Raw genomic sequence first — 18,183 nt, 5'->3', positions numbered from 1 at the left:
ATGAAAAAAATCCTGTATATAATCACTATTGCATTAGCTTGCTTTTCTTTGACTGGCTGTAACAGTTGCTCATCAAAACAGGCAGATATTTCGTGGGCTGACTATGTAGATGCGGGGTATATGGAGAAAGAAGAATACGAAAATATCTTTTTCGAAGAAAATTATCCAACTGTAAGAAACATCATCTATACCGAAAACTACGAGAGCTATGATATTGAAGCTGTAGAAGGACATGTGTTGATGTATTTTAAAGACGGCACTTCAACTAGCGAAGCAACTTATATAATAGAAGAACACGGCGGTAGGATTATCGAGCAAATGCCAAAATTTGACTATTATTTGATAGAAGTTGAAGTCGGAAGTGAAAATAGTTTTATCAAAAAAATGAGAACTAATTCAATGGTTGAATATGTATTTTTAAATACTCGAAACTATGAGGCTTCGGTTTATATAATAGACGGATTCTACGAACAGAAATGTTTCAAAGGAAATCATGGAGAAGAGGTTAGAAAGACCTTTGAAAAGTTTTCGTCATCACAATATACGCAATCTATATATAATATTGACGGTGGACCATCTTGGGGAGAGTTATTTACAAATATTTTATGTAAAAGAATTCAACAGGTTATGGAAAGTGTAGATAACGATGAGTTAGTGCTCATAAATAGGTCGATAAGTATGGCTAGTTTAGGACGTGATAAATATTGTGAGACTATTCAGTATGTGAATGTCGGAAATCGAAAACAAAAATCGTATGCAAAAGAATATTTTAAGAATTTAACATCTCTTGCTACTTGCATTAAAAAAATAGAAAATAGTGGGAAATATAACTTCATTCTTACTCAGGCATCCGGCAATGAAGGTGTTCATAATTTAGATGAACTTATTTTGAATAAATTAGATAATCAGAGTATGAAAGTATTGAAACGACATTTAGTTTTGGTAAATGCTCTTGATCTCAATACCTCCATAAGATATAGCAATAATACAATAAGAAAAAATACCATTTCCACTACCATAGACATCTCTGATTGTGATCATCCCGGAACCTCTTTTGCTGCCCCTAAACTCCTCGGTTGGATTGATAAACTCACAACTGAATATGATTGTTTAAACGCTCAAGATATATTACAAATAATCAGAAACACTACACCTGTTAATTCTTTTCAACCAGTAATTCAGTCATTAGATTATTTTGACATGATACGTGAAGCACAGAGACTATGCCTACGAAAAGAAGAAGAAAAATCCATACAGACAAATGAGTTGGTTGGTACAAAATGGAAAATTGAGAATGCAAATGCTTGTGATATCTGTGTTGCAAAAACAATATGGGAATTTCAAATTGATAATCAAGTAAAGATTGTCAATTATTTTGGAATGGGAAGCAGTGAAATCAATTATATGTATAAGTATTTTTATGATACACAAGTAAATAATTGGAAAATGTATTTAACAAATAGTGTAAATGACGTATTAAAAATGAGCGAAAGTGAAGAACGAGAACTTGCATATAAAATGGGGAATTATTATATTCTCACTATTGAAAACAACACACTTCTTGTGATGGATTTTCTTGGTAATAAAAAGGAATACCTTAAAATTAATTGAGTTTTATCTAATTGACCAATATGAACTTCAGCTTTTACATATACGGTACACCTAACGGCTACAATCAATACCCAGCCGACAGCAACAGTGTTGAATGGAAAGAGTTCGCACTAAATAACACAGCCGAATCGCAACTTTCCATTTGTCGTAAGGGGCAGTTGATTTTTTATGCCTATATGCGTAGATTGCAGGAAAAAACAAACTATTATCTTGGCTTTTGTTTAGTATTCAATGGTGTTTATTGTCAGAATCCTCAAAAGCTATTTTCACTCTTTGATAAAGCCTTTGACGATGTTTTAATGAAAGGTGAATTATTAAGGTTTGATAAAGGAAAGTGCTTATATACTATAAATAAATTTTCCGAAAAACAGGCTGAAATTGAGTATATCAAATTATTTTTCAAGAGCAATATTGATACTGAATTCAATCGTGATTTTATAGCTATCTCCCCCTCATTTAAAATTGGTAATGGTATAAAAACTATTTCGGTAAAAGAAACAGGTAGCGATATTCTTGCAGCAATGGCTGAATATGATATTGTGCATATTTCTAATAATGAAAAAACATTGTCTGAATTAGAACGTACGCACAAATTACTTACTGAGTTGTACGCAGAAAAACAAGAGTTACAGAAAAAATACCGTAAACTTGTAGCCCAAAAGAAACAATATAAAGTTGTCTTGTTTTTATGCCTTGTTGTGTTTGGTTGTACTATTGGTTTGTTCGCCTTTAACAAACGGGTCACTTTACAGAAAGAAATTCTGACACATACCAACCTAGTAAGAGATTCGATTGCTCTGGAAAATATATATTGGAATCACCCTATATCGGATTATCATTTATTCCATAATTGCAACAGATTGAGTGATAATAATAGTAACGTTCATGAAGGAAGTGTTGAGCGGGCATTTAAGAACAACAAAAAGCATCTTTGTCAAGAATGTGTAAATAAAGTAGTAGAGTATAAAACATATCGAAAGAACACACAAGATTTTTATAACGCAGCCATAAACCTGCAAAACAAGGAATATTTCAATGAAGCTTTGGGCTATTGCAATAAAGCATTAGCAATGCGTCCGGATGATCAGAACATGTTAAAAAGAAAACAAGATATAGAATTGAAAAAATAGATTTCTTATGAAAAGAATATTTTTAATATTTGCAGTTTTTTTATCAATAGAAAACTATGCTTTTTCACAGGTTTGCGAACGCCTGCTTGAGGATGGAAAGAAAGCTTATAATACAGGTAATTATTCAAAAGCAAGAGATTTTTTTATTGAAGGAACTAAAAACTGTAATGATATTGATTTTCAATCATGGGTAAACGCATGTGATAAACGCATAAAGGAAACTAAAGTAGTAATACCCAATCCACCAACTGTATCATCTCCTTGTACTATCTTAATGCAAAAGGGAGAGGAAAAATATAATTCAAGTAATTATGAAGAGGCTAAAGCATTTTTTAAAAGTGCCAGTGAGTCAGGTTGCACTGAAGCTGACGATTGGATAAAAAGAATAGAAAAAAAAGAAAATGAAATGCTATGTGAAAACGCAATGCATAAAGGAGGGTTTCACTACGACAGAGGAGAATATAGTATAGCATTAACCTATTTTGAATATGCAGCAAACAACGACTGTTCTGGTGCTGATGTCTGGATACAAAGATGCAAGAGACATATAACCTTCCCCTTAGACCTGACAGATGTGAGACGTTTAATAAACCGGAAAACAAATTTATATCCGACCCAATCTTTTGATAACGGAGATTATTTAGGAGAAGTACTTAGTACGCAACGTAATGGCATGGGTATTTACACTTGGGCAGACGGAAGTATTTATGTAGGAGAATTCCGAAATAACCATAGATCTGAAACTGGCATTTATATAGTGCCGGATGGATACTTCATTCCAAATTGTATAGATTGTAAATTTTATGTCGGTGGATGGAGTAATGACAGAAGAAAAGGTGCTGGTTTTTGTTATGATGAAACGGGAAAAGTGATTTATTATGGAAGTTTTGCGAATAGTATGCCTCTTGATGATTACCCTTCTACAAGTAATATTTCCTCTCACAAGTTTGAAATAATAAAATATGGCGATGATACGTATCTTGGCCAAACAAAAGATGGTAAAGCTCACGGCAAAGGTCTTTATTTCTGGAGTAAAGAAAATATGTGGTACGGGCAATGGGAAGATGGTAAAAGAGCCGGACATGGAATGGAGATAAAATCAGACGGAAGTATAATAACGGGTTATTGGATTGGAGATAGTTATAGTAAGAGGAAATAACACCCAATATATGCTAAAAAGAGACTTTATATTAGTGCAGATAGAGGAGCTGGCGAAGGTAATTACTCAGATTATCAGTCAGCGGAATACGGATGCGGCGCGTAAGATTCCGCAATTGGTGCAAGGGGTGTATAACTCGCTGAAGATTGACCGGGAGTTTATTATGGAGGCTTCTCTAAAGGATATTCGCCAGGCTTTGGACGAGGAAGATAGTGGAGGATTGCAGCGTATGGAGATTACTGCTAAGCTTCTGGTAGAAGAAGCTTACCTTTACCCTGATAAGCAAAGGGATATACGGACGAAAGCGAAAGAGATGTTGGAGTATATCCAGTTGCACGACATCACATTCTCCCTCGAACGCATTCAGATGCTGGAAGAACTAAAGCTGCAACTGGAAGGCTAAACTATTTATCTTTCCTTCTGTAGTTTTTAAAGAATATAATATAACACAGATAAGCCAGAATAAAGGTTCCGAATACGATCAGAATAGTCATGCCCGATTTCCAGACAATCGTCCAGGAGATCGGTTGGATTCCCCATAAAGCTAATACCGTTAGGATAGCTCCTGTCAACACAATAGCAGTCACCAAAACGCCCAGGAAAAATCTCATAATGAATGTATTTAATTGTTCTTCGCCGTAAAGATAGAAAAAAGCGGATACTACACAAACAGAATGCTAATTCCTATTATAAAATAGATAATAGCAGTAATGATATTCACCCAAAAGGCTGACTTAGGGTTCTTCATCAATAGATTAGTCAGCCGCGAAGCCAGAACAGCCACAAGCGAGAATATAACAAATGCCTGGATAATAAACAGCAATCCCAGAAAACACATCTGCAAAGCCGGATACCCCGCCTCAACCTTTACAAAACTCGGGAAGAAAGACAGAAAAAAGAGGATCACTTTCGGATTCAGTATATTCATCAGAACACCTTTACGGAACAAATTGCCTTCTTCCTTCTTGCCTTCTTCTATGACAAAGGACGATTCGTTCCGGCTAAGGAAGACCTTTATCCCCAGATAGAAAAGGTAAGTTGCCCCCGCTACCTTCAACACAAGAAAGGCCGTTGGCGAACTCTTGATCAGAGCAGACACCCCTAAGGTAATAGCTGCAATATGAAAGATCAAACCCGCACACAAGCCCAAAGCAAAAACAATCCCCGCCTTCTTGCCCTGACGGATACTTTGCGTAATAACAAATAAGATATCAGGCCCCGGCATAAGCGTCAGAGCAATCGCCAGCATCAAGAAGCTGGCGATTAATTGAAAATTGAAAATTGAAAATTGAAAACTAATCTCTTCCATCTACTTCACCTATTATTCAGTTGTTCAGTCATTGAGTCTATTAAGTCCATTAAGCCATTAAACTTGCTACCGCCTCTGCACATCGCTCTCCGTCTATAGCTGCGGAGACAATGCCTCCGGCGTATCCGGCTCCTTCGCCGCAAGGGAAGAGGCCTTTTAGTGTAATATGCTGATAGGTTTCGCGGTCGCGTAGTATGCGGACGGGGGAAGAGGTGCGTGTTTCTACACCTATCAGGACGGCCTCACGCGTCAGGAAGCCTCGGGAGGTCTTTCCGAAGTGTCGAAAGCCTTCTTTCAGGCGGCTACTGATAAACTCCGGTAAGCAGAAGTGCAGAGGAGCAGCCAATAGCCCCGGCGTATAAGAAGATTCCGGCAGGTCGAAAGAGTTTTTCCGGTTTACAAAATCGTCCATCCGCTGTGCCGGAGCAGTTTGCTTCATACCGCCATTCAGCCAGGCTTGTTCTTCCATCTGCTCCTGAAACTTCATCAGTGCTAATTCTTTATGCGGAGCAAACTCAGGAAAATCTTCGGGATGCACCTCAACTACCATACCTGAGTTGGCCCAGCGCGAATTTCGGTTGGCAGGCGACATACCATTCACCACCACTTGTTTAGGAGCGCTTGCAGCCGGAACAACAAAGCCTCCCGGACACATACAAAAGGAGTAAACCCCTCTCCCATTCACCTGTGTAGCAAAACTATACTCGGCAGCGGGAAGGAATTCCCCTCTCCCTTCTTTAGAATGATACTGAATTTGGTCTATCAACTCCTGCGGATGCTCCAAACGAACGCCCACTGCTATACCCTTTGCCTCAATGGGTATCTGTTGTTGATGCAGGTAGTAGTAAACGTCTCGTGCCGAATGTCCGGTAGCCAGGATAACCGGTCCGTGAAAGGACTTTCCTATGTTGGTTTCAACCCCTTTTATCTCATCTCCCTTCAGGATGAAAGTATCCATCCGGGTTTCAAAATGAACCTCGCCGCCGCATTGGATAATACGGTTGCGCATATTCTCAATCACGGCCGGCAACTTGTCTGTCCCGATATGCGGATGTGCGTCTGAAAGGATCATAGGGCTGGCTCCATGTTGACAAAATACATTCAGTATCTTCTCAACAGAGCCCCGCTTTTTGCTTCGTGTATAGAGCTTTCCGTCCGAATATGCTCCGGCTCCTCCTTCGCCAAAACTATAGTTTGATTCGCTGTTTACCATGTGTTCCCGGCTGATAAGGGCAATATCTTTCTTTCGCTCGCGCACGTTTTTGCCCCGTTCGATCACGATAGGGCGAAAGCCCAGCTCAATCAGGCGTAGCGCGGCAAAAAGCCCTCCCGGACCGGCTCCTACGATAATTACCGCTTTTCCACCGGATACATCCTTGTAGTCAACCGTTTGATACTCCTGCTCATCCGGCTCTTCGTTGATAAAGACGCGGACTTTCAGATTGACAAATACCGTCCGTTGGCGCGCGTCTATAGAGCGTTTTAATACCCGGATGGCTTTAATCTCCGAAAGAGATGTCCCGGTTTCCCGTTGAATCACTTCTTTCAGTGACTGTTCATTGGCTGCCTGCTCGGGCAGAATCCGTAATTGTAGTTCTTTTATCATTTATTGTAAGATCACTCTTTTTTCTAACCAAATAACTGTCGGAAAGCCTCTTCTACTTTTCTTACTTGAATAATCTGTATACTACACTTGGAAGTGTCGAATCCTTTCAGGTTACTATAAGGGATTAGGATGCGGCTGAAGCCTAACTTCTCGGCCTCCAGTATGCGTTGTTCGATACGGTTTACCGGACGTATTTCTCCCGACAGCCCAACTTCGCCTGCCAGACAAGTACCACTCTCTATCGTGATATCCAGGCTGGAAGACAATACGGCACTGATAACAGCCAGGTCTATCGCCGGGTCGTTCACCTTTAATCCTCCGGCAATATTGAGGAATACATCTTTCTGAATGAGCTTGAAACCGGCTCTTTTCTCCAAAACGGCCAGAAGCATGTTCATTCGCCGGATATCAAAGCCCGTAGCACTCCGTTGTGGCGTCCCGTAGACAGCCGAACTAACCAACGCCTGCGTTTCAATCAAGAAAGGGCGAACGCCTTCTATGGCAGCGGCAATAGCTACCCCGCTCAGGCCTTCATGGTTTTGTGTCAGCAAAAGTTCCGAAGGGTTGCTTACTTTCCGCAGGCCATTCTGCCTCATCTCGTAAATACCTAATTCTGCCGTACTTCCAAAGCGGTTTTTAATGCTTCTCAGTATACGGTACATATAATGTTGATCCCCCTCAAACTGAAGGACGGTATCTACAATATGTTCCAGCACCTTAGGCCCCGCAATACTTCCTTCTTTATTTATATGGCCTATCAGCAAGACCGGCACACCGCTTTCTTTCGCATATTTAAGGATGGAAGCGCTGCATTCACGTACTTGCGTAACGCTTCCGGGAGAGGATTCTACCATCTCTGTATGTATAGTTTGAATAGAGTCGACAATCAACAAATCGGGCTGTACATTCTGCGCCTGCACAAAGATCTGTTCCAGATTCGTCTCACTCAGAATATAGCAATCAGGGTTGTTATGCTCAATCCTGTCGGCACGTAGTTTGAGCTGCTGGGTACTCTCTTCGCCGGAGACATAAAGCGTCTTCAAGCCCTTCAGTCCCAATACCGTTTGCAACACCAACGTAGACTTCCCGATACCCGGCTCACCGCCAATCAATACCAGCGAACCCTTTACCAGTCCCCCACCCAATACACGGTTTAGCTCCTCGTCTTGCAAGTCGATACGTGTTTCTTCCGTAGCCGTAATATCCCGCAGCAACACCGGACGCACCTTTTCCCGATCCGCAAGCCCCGGAATCACCCGCTTAGCCGTCGGTTCCTTTGCGATCAGCTCTTCTACATAAGTATTCCATTCGCCACAATTCGGGCATTTACCAATCCACTTGGGGGAGTCAGCTCCACAATTAGAGCAAACGTATACAGTTTTTGCTTTAGCCATTATTCAAACTTTGTTGCCTATTCCGATCATATTTCCTACAAAAGTAATTATCTTTGTTTAAAGTATGTTATGCGGAAATCTAAAGATTACATATTAAATAGCATGCATATGTTTTTCTAATCGCATGGGTGCTTTTTTGAAAACGTATGCATGCGATTTTTAAAACGGATGGGTGCTTTTTGCAGACCATTGTAATTGATTGATATGCAAACAAATGACAGACCCTTACGGATACTGATATATAGATGAAAAAAAATACAAGATCTTTACCTAACAAATAGAAATAGCTCACACGTCATTTATTTTAGCTCACGAAGAAATAAAAATAGCTCGTGGGCCATTTTTATTTGCTAACGTATAAATAAAATACCTATCTTTGTAGAAAACAACTAAGTTCATTTTGATCTTTCTCTCCTTTGCAATATTCCTGTATGCATACCGGACATTCCAACGCAGATATCGACATTTTTAACTTCTTTGTCCGGCTTATATATATTAACTAATAAAATTCAAATGGCAAGACCCGCTTCAACAAGCAAACGAGATAACGAAAAGAAGAAACAGTCAAAGCGTCTGGAGAAACAAAGACGCAAAGAAGACAGAAAAACGAATAATAACAAAGGAGCTACTCTGGAGGATATGTTCGCTTACGTGGATGAGAATGGCATGATCACATCTACTCCACAAGAAGCTAAAGTAGAAGATGAAAATGAAGACATGGGCTTGGACCATATTATGATATCCACCCCTAAAAAGACAGCTACAGAAGAAGACGCCAGACGTAAAGGAAGAGTAGAATTCTTCAATGATTCAAAAGGATACGGCTTTATAAAAGACCTTGACAGTGTGAAAAAATATTTCTTCCACATCAGTGCTGCGCCTAAAGACATAAAAGAAGGCAATTTCGTGAGCTTTGAACTTGAACGCGGAACACGTGATTATAATGCCGTGAATATACAATACAACGAGGGGGAATCCTCCTAATTTAAATAATTAATAATTAAAAAATGAACATTTACATTTCAAATTTAAGTTTCGGTGTAACTGATGCCGACTTAGGCGATTTATTTAGTGAGTACGGCGAAGTAACTTCTGCTAAAGTTATTACCGACAGAGAAACAGGCAGATCCAGAGGATTTGGTTTTGTTGAAATGGCTAACGATGAAGAGGGACAAAATGCAATTGATAAACTGGATGGCGTTGATTACGATGGCAAAACCATTACCGTAAACGTAGCTAAACCACGCGAAGAAAGAAGTGGTGGCGGCTTCAACAGAAACCGCAACAACAACAGAGGCGGCGGTGGCGGCTACAATTCCAGAAGATATTAAGAACAGACTTCTTATCTCTCGTATATAAAACAGAGGAGAAAGGCATCAAGCCATTTCTCCTCTGTTTCTTTTTAGTAAGCAGAGAACTTTTACTTTACAAATTGGTGGAAAAAAAGAGGAAATCACATTCTATTTATTACTTTTGGAAAATAAACTGCCACCTGTTATAAATGAGGAAAAATAAACAAACAGGGTATTGCAGGGTTTTTCCTCAGGGGTTCGATTCCTCGGTGCTTTGGATAAGGCAAGTCATGGTAGATGCAAACAGGCTCACAATCTGTTTAACAAAAAGAAAAGATGAAAAACAGAATGAAAAATTCAGACAAAATATAAGTTTGCAAACCTGGAGATACCGTCGGAACTATTTGTTTCGACTGAACCGGGTTTCCCTTCTTTTTTGTGTTTTTCATCTTTTCAGATTGAATATGAATTTAATTAAATATAAGTATGATTTTATTTAAGAAAAAACACAGCGTAAAACCCAATATGATTGGTTTTTTGTATAGAAATAATACTTTTGAAGAAAAACTATCTCCCGGGGTTTATAAAATCAGAGATTGGAATGATACAACCGAATTATTCTGTCTGCCTGAAACAGCTAAACTGGTAACTGTAACCAATCAGGAAGTATTATCCAAAGACAATATTGCATTCCGTTTTTCTTTCTATTATTTCTACAAGATAGTAGACGGAGAAAAGTTTCTGAGTAATTTTTCGCTCGACAGAAAAACACCTTATATCATAAACGAAGCAGAGGTAATTCTATCAAATATCATGCAACAGCAGATTCGTCAGATCATTGCTGGCATGGACAGTGAAACGCTCAATGAAAAAAGAAACGAAATAGCAAATTTCAAAAGCGAAGAAATGGATAAGCAGGTCGCCGTGTTTGGTGTTGAGATAGAACAGGCACTGCTAAAAGATATTACATTCCCTAAATCGATACAGGATTTGTTTGCCAAACATCTTGAAGCTAAGATCAGAGCTAAAGCCGAGCTAGAGAATGCCCGTACAACAGTTGCAACTGCCAGAGCATTGAAAAACGCTTCAGAATTGATGAAAGGCGACGAAAATATCAAATTCATTCAATGGATGGAAACCATCACCAAAATTGCAGACAAAGGCAAACATACCTTTGTTATCGGCGATCCGGAAAAATAAAAAAAGCTATGCGAACAATCACTGTCCGCATAGCCTAACCAAAAACAATAATTATGAAAAAAAAATTAATCTTGTACGCAGCGTACGGGATAGCCGAACGACCTACCAACATTATCTACTTTTAGACTAGATGTATCGAAGGCTAATCGCACAGCATACTTATCACCCGGGTCTGCTCCCCAACAGCGACCTATCGAACCTTGAAGTTTTGAACTACCACTTCCATGGTTACGATCCCCGGCTGCAGGAATATAAAGTGTTTCCGAGGGATTATCACCTTGAATTTCCAAGCGTTTATCTACGGCATTCCACATAACTTTACTATCCTCACTGCCATAGCCACTACCATTGGCAGTTGCAATGAGCCTCAACTCTGTTCTTGTAGGTACACGCCAGCCCTCCGGGCAAGGACCCTGTTTATTAACGCCCAACCAAAGGTCTTCCTTAGCGGGGCTCAACCAGTTATATTTTACCTCACTTACACCTTTAATATACTTATCCTTGGCATCTCCTGTTGTGGCTGTTTCCCAATCCAATGGACCGGGTGTAGGATAGATATCTGAAGGATTGGCGTTCTCTCCGCCATAGACAAAACCTACATTACGACCCCATTGGAAGAATAATCCATGATGAATAACATCCATTGTTGTACCGATCTCTGTAGCTCCTACGTTTACAGGTGCCCAATAAATATCACCAAACAAGACGGGCTTCTCATTTGTGGTGTCATAGTTCGGGATACCGTTGATATAGAGGGTATCTCTTTCCTCTGGTTTTGAGTTGTTAACCAGTTCTACCCGTGCATGGAGAGGTGCCTTCAATACTGGGATGCTTATACGGTGCTCTTGTACGTAGCTTGCCGAGTATGTCAGCTTAGGTTTAGGGGAGGTGACTGTTAATTTGCTGCTTCCCTGCCCTGTACCGTGTAGGTAAGTGACATCAATACGCGTGCCTACCTTGTTGAAGGTCGTTACCGGTATCCTTATAGTGCCTGCGGTTGTAGCATTAGTGACATCGTAGCTCTTGTCTGTTACCTGGATACCTGCGCCACCTGTCAGCGAGATGGTACCTATGGCCATATCATCCGTTTCCGGCTCGGCGGGAGAGGTACTGCTACCGTCAGTCCAGTCGTCTACAGAGATCTCCAGATCTATCTTGTTCTCGTCTACTTTCTTCACCTTCAATACATAGCGTTTGTTGGCTTCGATCTGCTGGTCGTTCTTCAGGTTGTAGATGCGGCGTTCGCCCATAAAGGTACCTTCAAACGAGATCATAGACTTGCCTTCAGCCATTTCCGTAGGGTACAGGTAGAACAGGCTCTCAAACGATACGGCTGTATTAGCATCTTCCATCTTGCCATATTCTATTTCCGGCAGGTTGTCTGTTAGAAGCTTCTGAACAGGTATGCCTGTAGCATCACCAAAGATATAGCCTTGCAGGTTTGCTTTCCGGATGAAAATCCGGTCTATCGTGAAGTTCGTATGTGTCGCATCATTTACGATGTCGAAACGAGCCACACGGCGTAAGAGCGTCACCTTTTTATCTTCTTCTTTAGGCGTTTCTACATTTTCTATTTTATGACAGGCTGTCATCAGAAGCGGGGTTTCAAGAAGTCCGCTTTGCACATCCGACAGACGTTCCAGAAAGTCTGCTTCCGTAGTAGATCCGGCATCAGCACTCTCTAATGAAGAGGCGTTACCTTTACCATTCGCTACGAAATAGAAGATATGTTTACCCGTACGACCAGTTACATCTATCGTAGCCGTCAAGTCTGTATCCTGCTGGCTAAGATCCGTACTACCTACGCGAAAGACCTTTTGCAATATGTTGGATTCACCTATAGCCGAGCGGTCGTTAAACATGTATATCTCCAACGAATCGATGGCGTTTTCGTTCTCTGAAGCTATCGGTGTGGAATAGCTCTTGATCTGCTTCTTTCCCTGAAACCGGAAGGTAATAGCCCCTTCGCTACTCACCCCTCCGCCCCCCTGAAGGGAGGGAAGTTCTTCCTGGCTGCAGGAAGGTGCCAACATCAGCACCCAAGCAGCCAGTAATATATTTAGTTTTACTATCTTATATTTCATTCTTTTGATCTTTATTTCAATTTATTAATCTTGTACACAGCGGACAGAGAGACCATTCGCACGGAAGTCATTAGCCCCCTTCACTACCGAAGAATTGAAATCCAAACAGATTGCAAGCGTCTTATTAGTACTGTATGACCAATAACGACCTTTCGATCCTTGGAAATACGAAATACCATTGCTGTAGTTCCGGAGCCCTGCAGCAGGGAAATAGAGGATATCTGTTTCGTTATCACCTTTGATTTGTATACTATTTTCAGTTTCATCCCATGTTACAATATCACCACTTCCATAGGCAGACTCAATTAGTATTATTTCATTCAAGTTCGGAACACGCCAGCCATCCGGACAGGGACCCTGCCGATTGTCATTACTCCAAAGACTGTCATCTTTAGGGCTTAACCAGTCAGATATATCCCTTGTACTAATAACAAATAAACCTGCAGCATCACCTTCTGTGGCGACTTCCCAACTCACAGGACCTACTGTGGCGTACACATCCGATGTGCTAACCTTCTCACCATTATACACAAAACCAGTGTTACGTCCCCATTGGTAATAGTAACCCGTGTGTTTCAGTTCTACGCTATTACCAATTTCCGTAGCTCCTACATTTAGGGGGGCCCAATAGATACCTCCAAACAGAACGGGTTTTTCATTCGTCGTGTCGTAGTTGGGAACACTCTTAACGTAGATAGTATCACGTATCTCCGGGCGGGAGTTGTTGATGATTTCTACTCGTGCGTGCATAGGGGTTTTGCCCGGCTTAGGGAGGTTCACCTTATACTCTTGGAAGTATCCGGCAGCATACGTCAGGACAGGTTTGGGGTTGTTGAAGGTTACCTTGCTGTCGCTGTTGCCTGTACCGTGTAAATAGGTAACTTCCATACGGGTACCCGATTTTGTATAGCTTGTTACAGGGATAGTGACTACTCCGGTGCTTGTAGCGTTGGTTATATCGTAGGTACGGCCTGCTTCTACAATGTCGTTACCGCCTGTTAATTCGGCTGCACCAACAAGCATAGCCCTGGCTTCGGCTTCTGTTATGTATTCGCCATTGTCTTCGCCCCAATCCTCTTTTTCCAAGATCACAGAGGGGGTGTTAACGTCTACCGTCTTTACCCTCAAGGTGTAGCGTTTGTTCGCTTCGATTACCTGGTCACTTTTCAGACTATAGATACGACGTTCGCCCATAAAGATACCTTCAAAGGATATTATCGATTTTCCGTCACCTATCTCTGTGGGATACAGGTAGAAAAGACTTTCGATAGGGGTAGCTGTATTGGCATTTGTCTCGCCGGCATAGTTGATCAAGGGAAGGGTGCCTGTAGCCAAGCTTGGTGCAGAAATACCGGTAGCATCCTCAAAGGCATAGCCTTGCAGCTTGACGTTTTCGATGATGATATTTTCTACCGTAAAGTTGGTTTGAGCCGCATTATTCGCTACATCAAAGCGGGCTACACGACGCATCAGCTTTACTTTCAAGTCATCGCCCTGAGCATTTTCCACGTCGGCTATTATCTTACGGGCAGTCATCAGAAGCGGTGTTTTCAACAGGCCGCTTTGTACATCCGACAAACGTTCCAGGAAGTCTGCTTCCGTAGTAGCCCCGGCATTGATATTTGTCAGAGACGAAGCATTATCCTTGCCATTAGCCACAAAATAGAAGATATGTTTACCCGTACGTCCGGTTACATCTACTGTAGTTTCCAGATCGGTACCCTGCTGGTTAAGATCGGTACCTCCTACGCGGAAGACCTTCTGCAGCAAGTTGGGCTGACTATCGGCCGAGCGATCGTTAAACATATATATTTCAATAGAATCTACTGCATTTTCATTGGCAGTAGCTATTGTTGCATAGCTCACAGGCTGTTTCTTTCCCTGAAGCCGGAAGGTAATAAAGCCTTCACGAGCCGGAGTGGCAGGAGTATCCACATACTCCTCCTCATTGCTGCAGGAAGGCGCCAACATCAGCACCAGAGCAACCAGTATCATTATTAGTTTTGTATATTTTGTTTTCATTTTATAAATGTTCTAAGTTTATTTTGTATCAAGGGGTTGGAGCACTTTGCACACAACGTAAAGAATAAGCACGTGCACGATAACCTACTCCAAATTTAAACGCCGAAGAGGAAAACTCCATCATATCTATCATTAGGGTATTTTTAGTATTTTTAGTTGATGACCAATAGAGGCCACTCGCATATCGATTGCTTGTAAGACCCGTTTCCCAGTGCCGAAATCCGGCAGCCGGAAGATAAAGTACTTCCTCATCATTATTTCCTTTGATTTCTACCCGTTTTTCCACAGCATTCCAATTAACCTTACCCGTATCAGAATAACCAATACCATAGGCCACTATCAACAAATTAAGTTCCGCCATTGTAGGAACACGCCAACCTGGAGGACAAGGTTCTTGTGCATTTTCTTCATTCCAACGATTTTCGTCTTGGATATCTAACCAGTCCCAAGGAGTTTTGGAAGCCAGGATAAACTTATTTTTCCCTTTACCTGTTTCGGCTTCCTCGGCACTCATTGGCCCCATTATCGTATCATTAACAGGCTTTAAACCGGCTTCATAAGCAAATCCAACATTACGTCCCCATTGATACAACAAACCATGATCAGTCACCTTAGCATCCGGGCCACTTACGCCTGCATTCACAGGAGCCCAATATATATCACCTACCAATATCGGATACAGCTTCGTATCTGCATAGCGGTTGGCATACAGAATAATCACTTTCTTCTGATCCGGATTGGCTGCATTACGGAGGGTTATCTCCATTTCTACAGGGACATTGCTACCGTCTATGTTCGGAATGTCTATCTCGTATTCCTGGTTGTATGAGGCGCTGCTGTAGGTTAATACAGGTGCTGGGGTATTTATCTTCAAATCGCTATAGGAAGAGGCGTTTCCCCAGTTGTACTTTACTTCTGCCGTAGAGCCCTTCTCATTGAAGGAGGTAGCTGTAAAGGTTAGTTTTCCGGCTTCGGTTACACCTGTCAGGTCGTAGGTATCGTTCCCTTTCGAGACGATGCCTTTTACTGCGGAGTGGTTGATGGCAGAGAAGGTTACCAGGTCTGTTTCAGGATTAGCTGTCTTCTCGCCTTCGTCTTCCCAGTCTGCAACTTTGATCTCCATATCTACCTTGTTCAGGTCTACCTTCTTTACTTTCAGGACATAGCGCTTGTTGGCCTCAGCGGAGACATCCGTGTCTATTTTGAGATTGTATACCTTTGTTTCGCCATTGAAGATACCTTCCAGGGCGATTTCAGTTTTGCCCTCACCGATGATCGTTGGATACAGGTAGAAGACACTATCCAAGCGTACAGGGGCAGTCTCATCCTTTGGTTTGATCTCGATTTCATCGTAATTACCTTCCTCGAAAGACTTTTCAGAGGTTCTGTTCACATTTTCGAAGACATACCCACGTAGCTTGGTTTTAGATACTAATATCTTCTTTACGTCGAAATTAGACACCGAAGGGTCGTTATCGATATCCATACGTGCCATGCGGCGCTTCAACTGCACTTTCAGTTCCAATGGCTTATCGCCAGGGGTGCTAACTTCCGTAATAGTCGTTTTGCCCGACATCAAGAGCGGCGTAGCTAAAGGTTTGGTATGCTTGTTGGTAATCGTCTCGATAAAGTCAGATTCCAGCGTAGCACCTACATTGAGGCGCTCCATATCAGCCAGGCGATCTTTGCCGTTACCAACAAAGTAAAAGATCTTTGTTCCGCTCTTACCCGTTACGTTGATCTTGGCTGTCTGGGCTCCAGCATCATCACCAAACTCTATGTCATCGGGCGTGTGGAATACCTTTTCCAGCTTTTTAGACGCGTCGTTAAACATATAGATGCTAAAGTTGTCGAGGAAATTTTCGCTATTATCGGCTATAGAAGCATAAGACACTACACCTCGACGAAGCGAGGGCAATGTGAAGGTCACTATTCCTTCACCCGATTGTTCAATGGGAGAGGAAAACTCAGTTTCATTGCTGCAGGCCGACATTAGTAAAAGACCAAACAGCAGGCATAAAAAAACGGTCTGTTTTATCATACACGTTAATGTTAATGGTTAATAATTCACAACCCATACCCCCACTTGGCAGTGATGGCAGGTGATGCGGGAACATTCCCTAATCTGCTGCAAACGTACTCTTTTCCGCTTATACGATTATTAACAAAATCGTCCGATTGTTTAAGTAGGCAGAAACAAGCAGCAGATATTTTGCAACCATTCCCTACCCGAATTGTTTTATATTTATAGGTATACATAAATATAGAATCAAAAAATAAATATAAAACAATGAAAGAAATAGCAATTATCGGTGCCAGTGGCTTTGTAGGAAAAGCAATTACTGAGGAAGCATTGAACAAAGGTCATAAAGTAACTGCCATAGTGCGTAATGCAGGAAAAATAAGTATCAAAAATCCCCGGTTGAAAGTAATAGAGGCAGATGTATCCAGCCAGGAAACCGTTGCCGGAATATGCAAAGGCTTCGATACCGTAATCAGCGCCTATAGCCCCGGATGGACAAATCCAAATATCTACGAAGAAACGCTCAAGATATACCCTACCATCCTGCGGGGAGTAAAAGAAGCCGGAGTTAAACGCCTATTGATTGTTGGCGGAGCCGGAACCCTATTTGTTGCTCCCGGCCTGCGCGTTATCGACTCAGGCGCCATCCCCGAATCAATCATGCCGGGCGTAAAGTCTTTAGGCGAATTTTACCTGAATATCCTGATGAAAGAAAAAGAAATAGACTGGGTATTCTTCTCACCCGCCAGAACCATCGCTCCGGGCAAAAGAACCGGAAAATTCCGCCTGGGGAAAGACGACCTGATCATCGATGCCGAAGGAAACAGCAACATATCAGTAGAAGACTACGCAGTAGCTATGCTGGATGAAGCAGAAACGCCCCTACATCATCAGGAGCGTTTCACTATCGGCTATTAAAACAGAAGGTTTTATAAGCGAATATCTAAACGGAAGCTGATTCCGCCCGGGGTTCTGACGCGGCTATACAGATAGTCTTGATAGGCGTAGTATGCTCTGCCCTTGTAGATTACTTTCCGGTAATGCGGCAGGTCGGGGATAATCATCCCGATTTGCGGCCGGATCACTTCGTAGTATCTGTTCGGAAGGGCTCTGTAGTAATTCCCCTGAGCATAATAGTAAACCCCGTTATTATGACGTATCTGACGATATCCGTGAGGTAATACCGTTACTGTCCTTTCGTATCTGTGAGCAGGTGCTCTGTTATTATATCTTTTTTCTACAGTAACCGGCTGACGGTTTTTATTTTTGTTCTTCTTCCAATTCTGAGCCTGCATCCCAATAGGCAATGCTAATACGGCAACCAACAGAAATATAACTTTTGCTTTCATGACT

The 18,183-nt window shown here is 41.7% G+C and carries 16 protein-coding genes; 8 read left to right on the top strand and 8 right to left on the bottom strand.

The annotated features are described in order from the left end of the window. From M2470_RS00760 to M2470_RS00745, 4 genes are read left to right on the top strand one after another with little or no spacing between them, the layout of a single operon-like run. A complete protein-coding gene (locus M2470_RS00760; RefSeq protein ID WP_280743215.1) occupies positions 1-1,611 on the top strand; it encodes a hypothetical protein in 1,611 nt (536 codons plus the stop codon). 20 nt (positions 1,612-1,631) lie between these two features. Beyond that, positions 1,632-2,741, top strand: a complete 1,110-nt coding sequence (locus M2470_RS00755; RefSeq protein WP_280743216.1) for a hypothetical protein — start codon at positions 1,632-1,634, stop codon at positions 2,739-2,741. Between the two features lie 7 nt (positions 2,742-2,748). Then, positions 2,749-3,900 carry a hypothetical protein gene (locus M2470_RS00750; RefSeq protein WP_280743217.1) on the top strand — a complete coding sequence of 384 codons (1,152 nt, stop codon included), beginning with the start codon at positions 2,749-2,751 and terminating at the stop codon, positions 3,898-3,900. 10 nt (positions 3,901-3,910) lie between these two features. Further along, on the top strand, positions 3,911-4,303 hold the full coding sequence (locus M2470_RS00745) for a hypothetical protein (protein ID WP_280743218.1): 393 nt from the start codon (positions 3,911-3,913) through the stop codon (positions 4,301-4,303). A gap of 1 nt (position 4,304) precedes the next feature. On the opposite strand, the gene M2470_RS00740 is transcribed toward M2470_RS00745, so the two are convergent. Genes M2470_RS00740 through radA form a run of 4 tightly spaced genes read right to left on the bottom strand, consistent with a single transcriptional unit; the run spans position 4,305 to position 8,209 of the window. After that, complete coding sequence (locus M2470_RS00740; RefSeq protein WP_280743219.1) at positions 4,305-4,511, bottom strand: hypothetical protein; 207 nt, start codon at positions 4,509-4,511, stop codon at positions 4,305-4,307. A gap of 50 nt (positions 4,512-4,561) precedes the next feature. Continuing rightward, entirely contained in the window at positions 4,562-5,209 is a 648-nt protein-coding gene (locus tag M2470_RS00735) for a LysE family translocator (RefSeq protein WP_280743220.1), read from the bottom strand. 49 nt (positions 5,210-5,258) lie between these two features. Next, positions 5,259-6,815: an FAD-dependent protein gene (locus M2470_RS00730; protein WP_280743221.1), complete on the bottom strand. Its 1,557-nt coding sequence runs from the start codon at positions 6,813-6,815 to the stop codon at positions 5,259-5,261. A 23-nt stretch (positions 6,816-6,838) separates the two neighbouring features. Further along, complete coding sequence (gene radA / locus M2470_RS00725) at positions 6,839-8,209, bottom strand: DNA repair protein RadA (RefSeq protein WP_280743222.1); 1,371 nt, start codon at positions 8,207-8,209, stop codon at positions 6,839-6,841. A 513-nt stretch (positions 8,210-8,722) separates the two neighbouring features. On the opposite strand from radA, the gene M2470_RS00720 reads away from it, so the two are divergent. The 3 genes from M2470_RS00720 (at position 8,723) to M2470_RS00710 (ending at position 10,701) form a co-directional block, all read left to right on the top strand. Next, positions 8,723-9,193 (top strand): cold shock domain-containing protein, encoded by a 471-nt coding sequence (locus tag M2470_RS00720; protein ID WP_280743223.1) that lies wholly within the window; start codon positions 8,723-8,725, stop codon positions 9,191-9,193. Positions 9,194-9,216: 23 nt separating this feature from the next. Then, positions 9,217-9,540, top strand: a complete 324-nt coding sequence (locus tag M2470_RS00715; protein WP_280743224.1) for an RNA-binding protein — start codon at positions 9,217-9,219, stop codon at positions 9,538-9,540. A gap of 447 nt (positions 9,541-9,987) precedes the next feature. Then, a complete protein-coding gene (locus tag M2470_RS00710) occupies positions 9,988-10,701 on the top strand; it encodes a slipin family protein (RefSeq protein WP_280743225.1) in 714 nt (237 codons plus the stop codon). A 65-nt stretch (positions 10,702-10,766) separates the two neighbouring features. Here M2470_RS00710 and M2470_RS00705 read toward each other — a convergent pair whose 3' ends face one another. The 3 genes from M2470_RS00705 to M2470_RS00695 are packed head-to-tail and all read right to left on the bottom strand — an operon-like array spanning position 10,767 to position 16,848. Further along, on the bottom strand, positions 10,767-12,785 hold the full coding sequence (locus tag M2470_RS00705; RefSeq protein ID WP_280743226.1) for a hypothetical protein: 2,019 nt from the start codon (positions 12,783-12,785) through the stop codon (positions 10,767-10,769). 24 nt (positions 12,786-12,809) lie between these two features. Continuing rightward, a complete protein-coding gene (locus tag M2470_RS00700; RefSeq protein WP_280743227.1) occupies positions 12,810-14,807 on the bottom strand; it encodes an FISUMP domain-containing protein in 1,998 nt (665 codons plus the stop codon). Between the two features lie 28 nt (positions 14,808-14,835). Beyond that, positions 14,836-16,848: an FISUMP domain-containing protein gene (locus M2470_RS00695; protein WP_280743228.1), complete on the bottom strand. Its 2,013-nt coding sequence runs from the start codon at positions 16,846-16,848 to the stop codon at positions 14,836-14,838. A 249-nt stretch (positions 16,849-17,097) separates the two neighbouring features. On the opposite strand from M2470_RS00695, the gene M2470_RS00690 reads away from it, so the two are divergent. Beyond that, positions 17,098-17,748, top strand: coding sequence for an NAD(P)-dependent oxidoreductase (locus M2470_RS00690; RefSeq protein ID WP_280743229.1), 651 nt, complete (start codon positions 17,098-17,100; stop codon positions 17,746-17,748). Positions 17,749-17,759: 11 nt separating this feature from the next. On the opposite strand, the gene M2470_RS00685 is transcribed toward M2470_RS00690, so the two are convergent. Continuing rightward, positions 17,760-18,179 (bottom strand): DUF6515 family protein, encoded by a 420-nt coding sequence (locus M2470_RS00685; protein ID WP_280743230.1) that lies wholly within the window; start codon positions 18,177-18,179, stop codon positions 17,760-17,762. Between the last annotated feature and the right edge of the window lie 4 nt (positions 18,180-18,183).

The organism is Parabacteroides sp. PH5-46 (assembly GCF_029892785.1).
Classification (GTDB): Bacteria; Bacteroidota; Bacteroidia; order Bacteroidales; family Tannerellaceae; genus DFXE01.
Note: the sequence above shows the minus strand (reverse complement) of the source record. Positions and strands in the feature narration are given on the sequence as shown.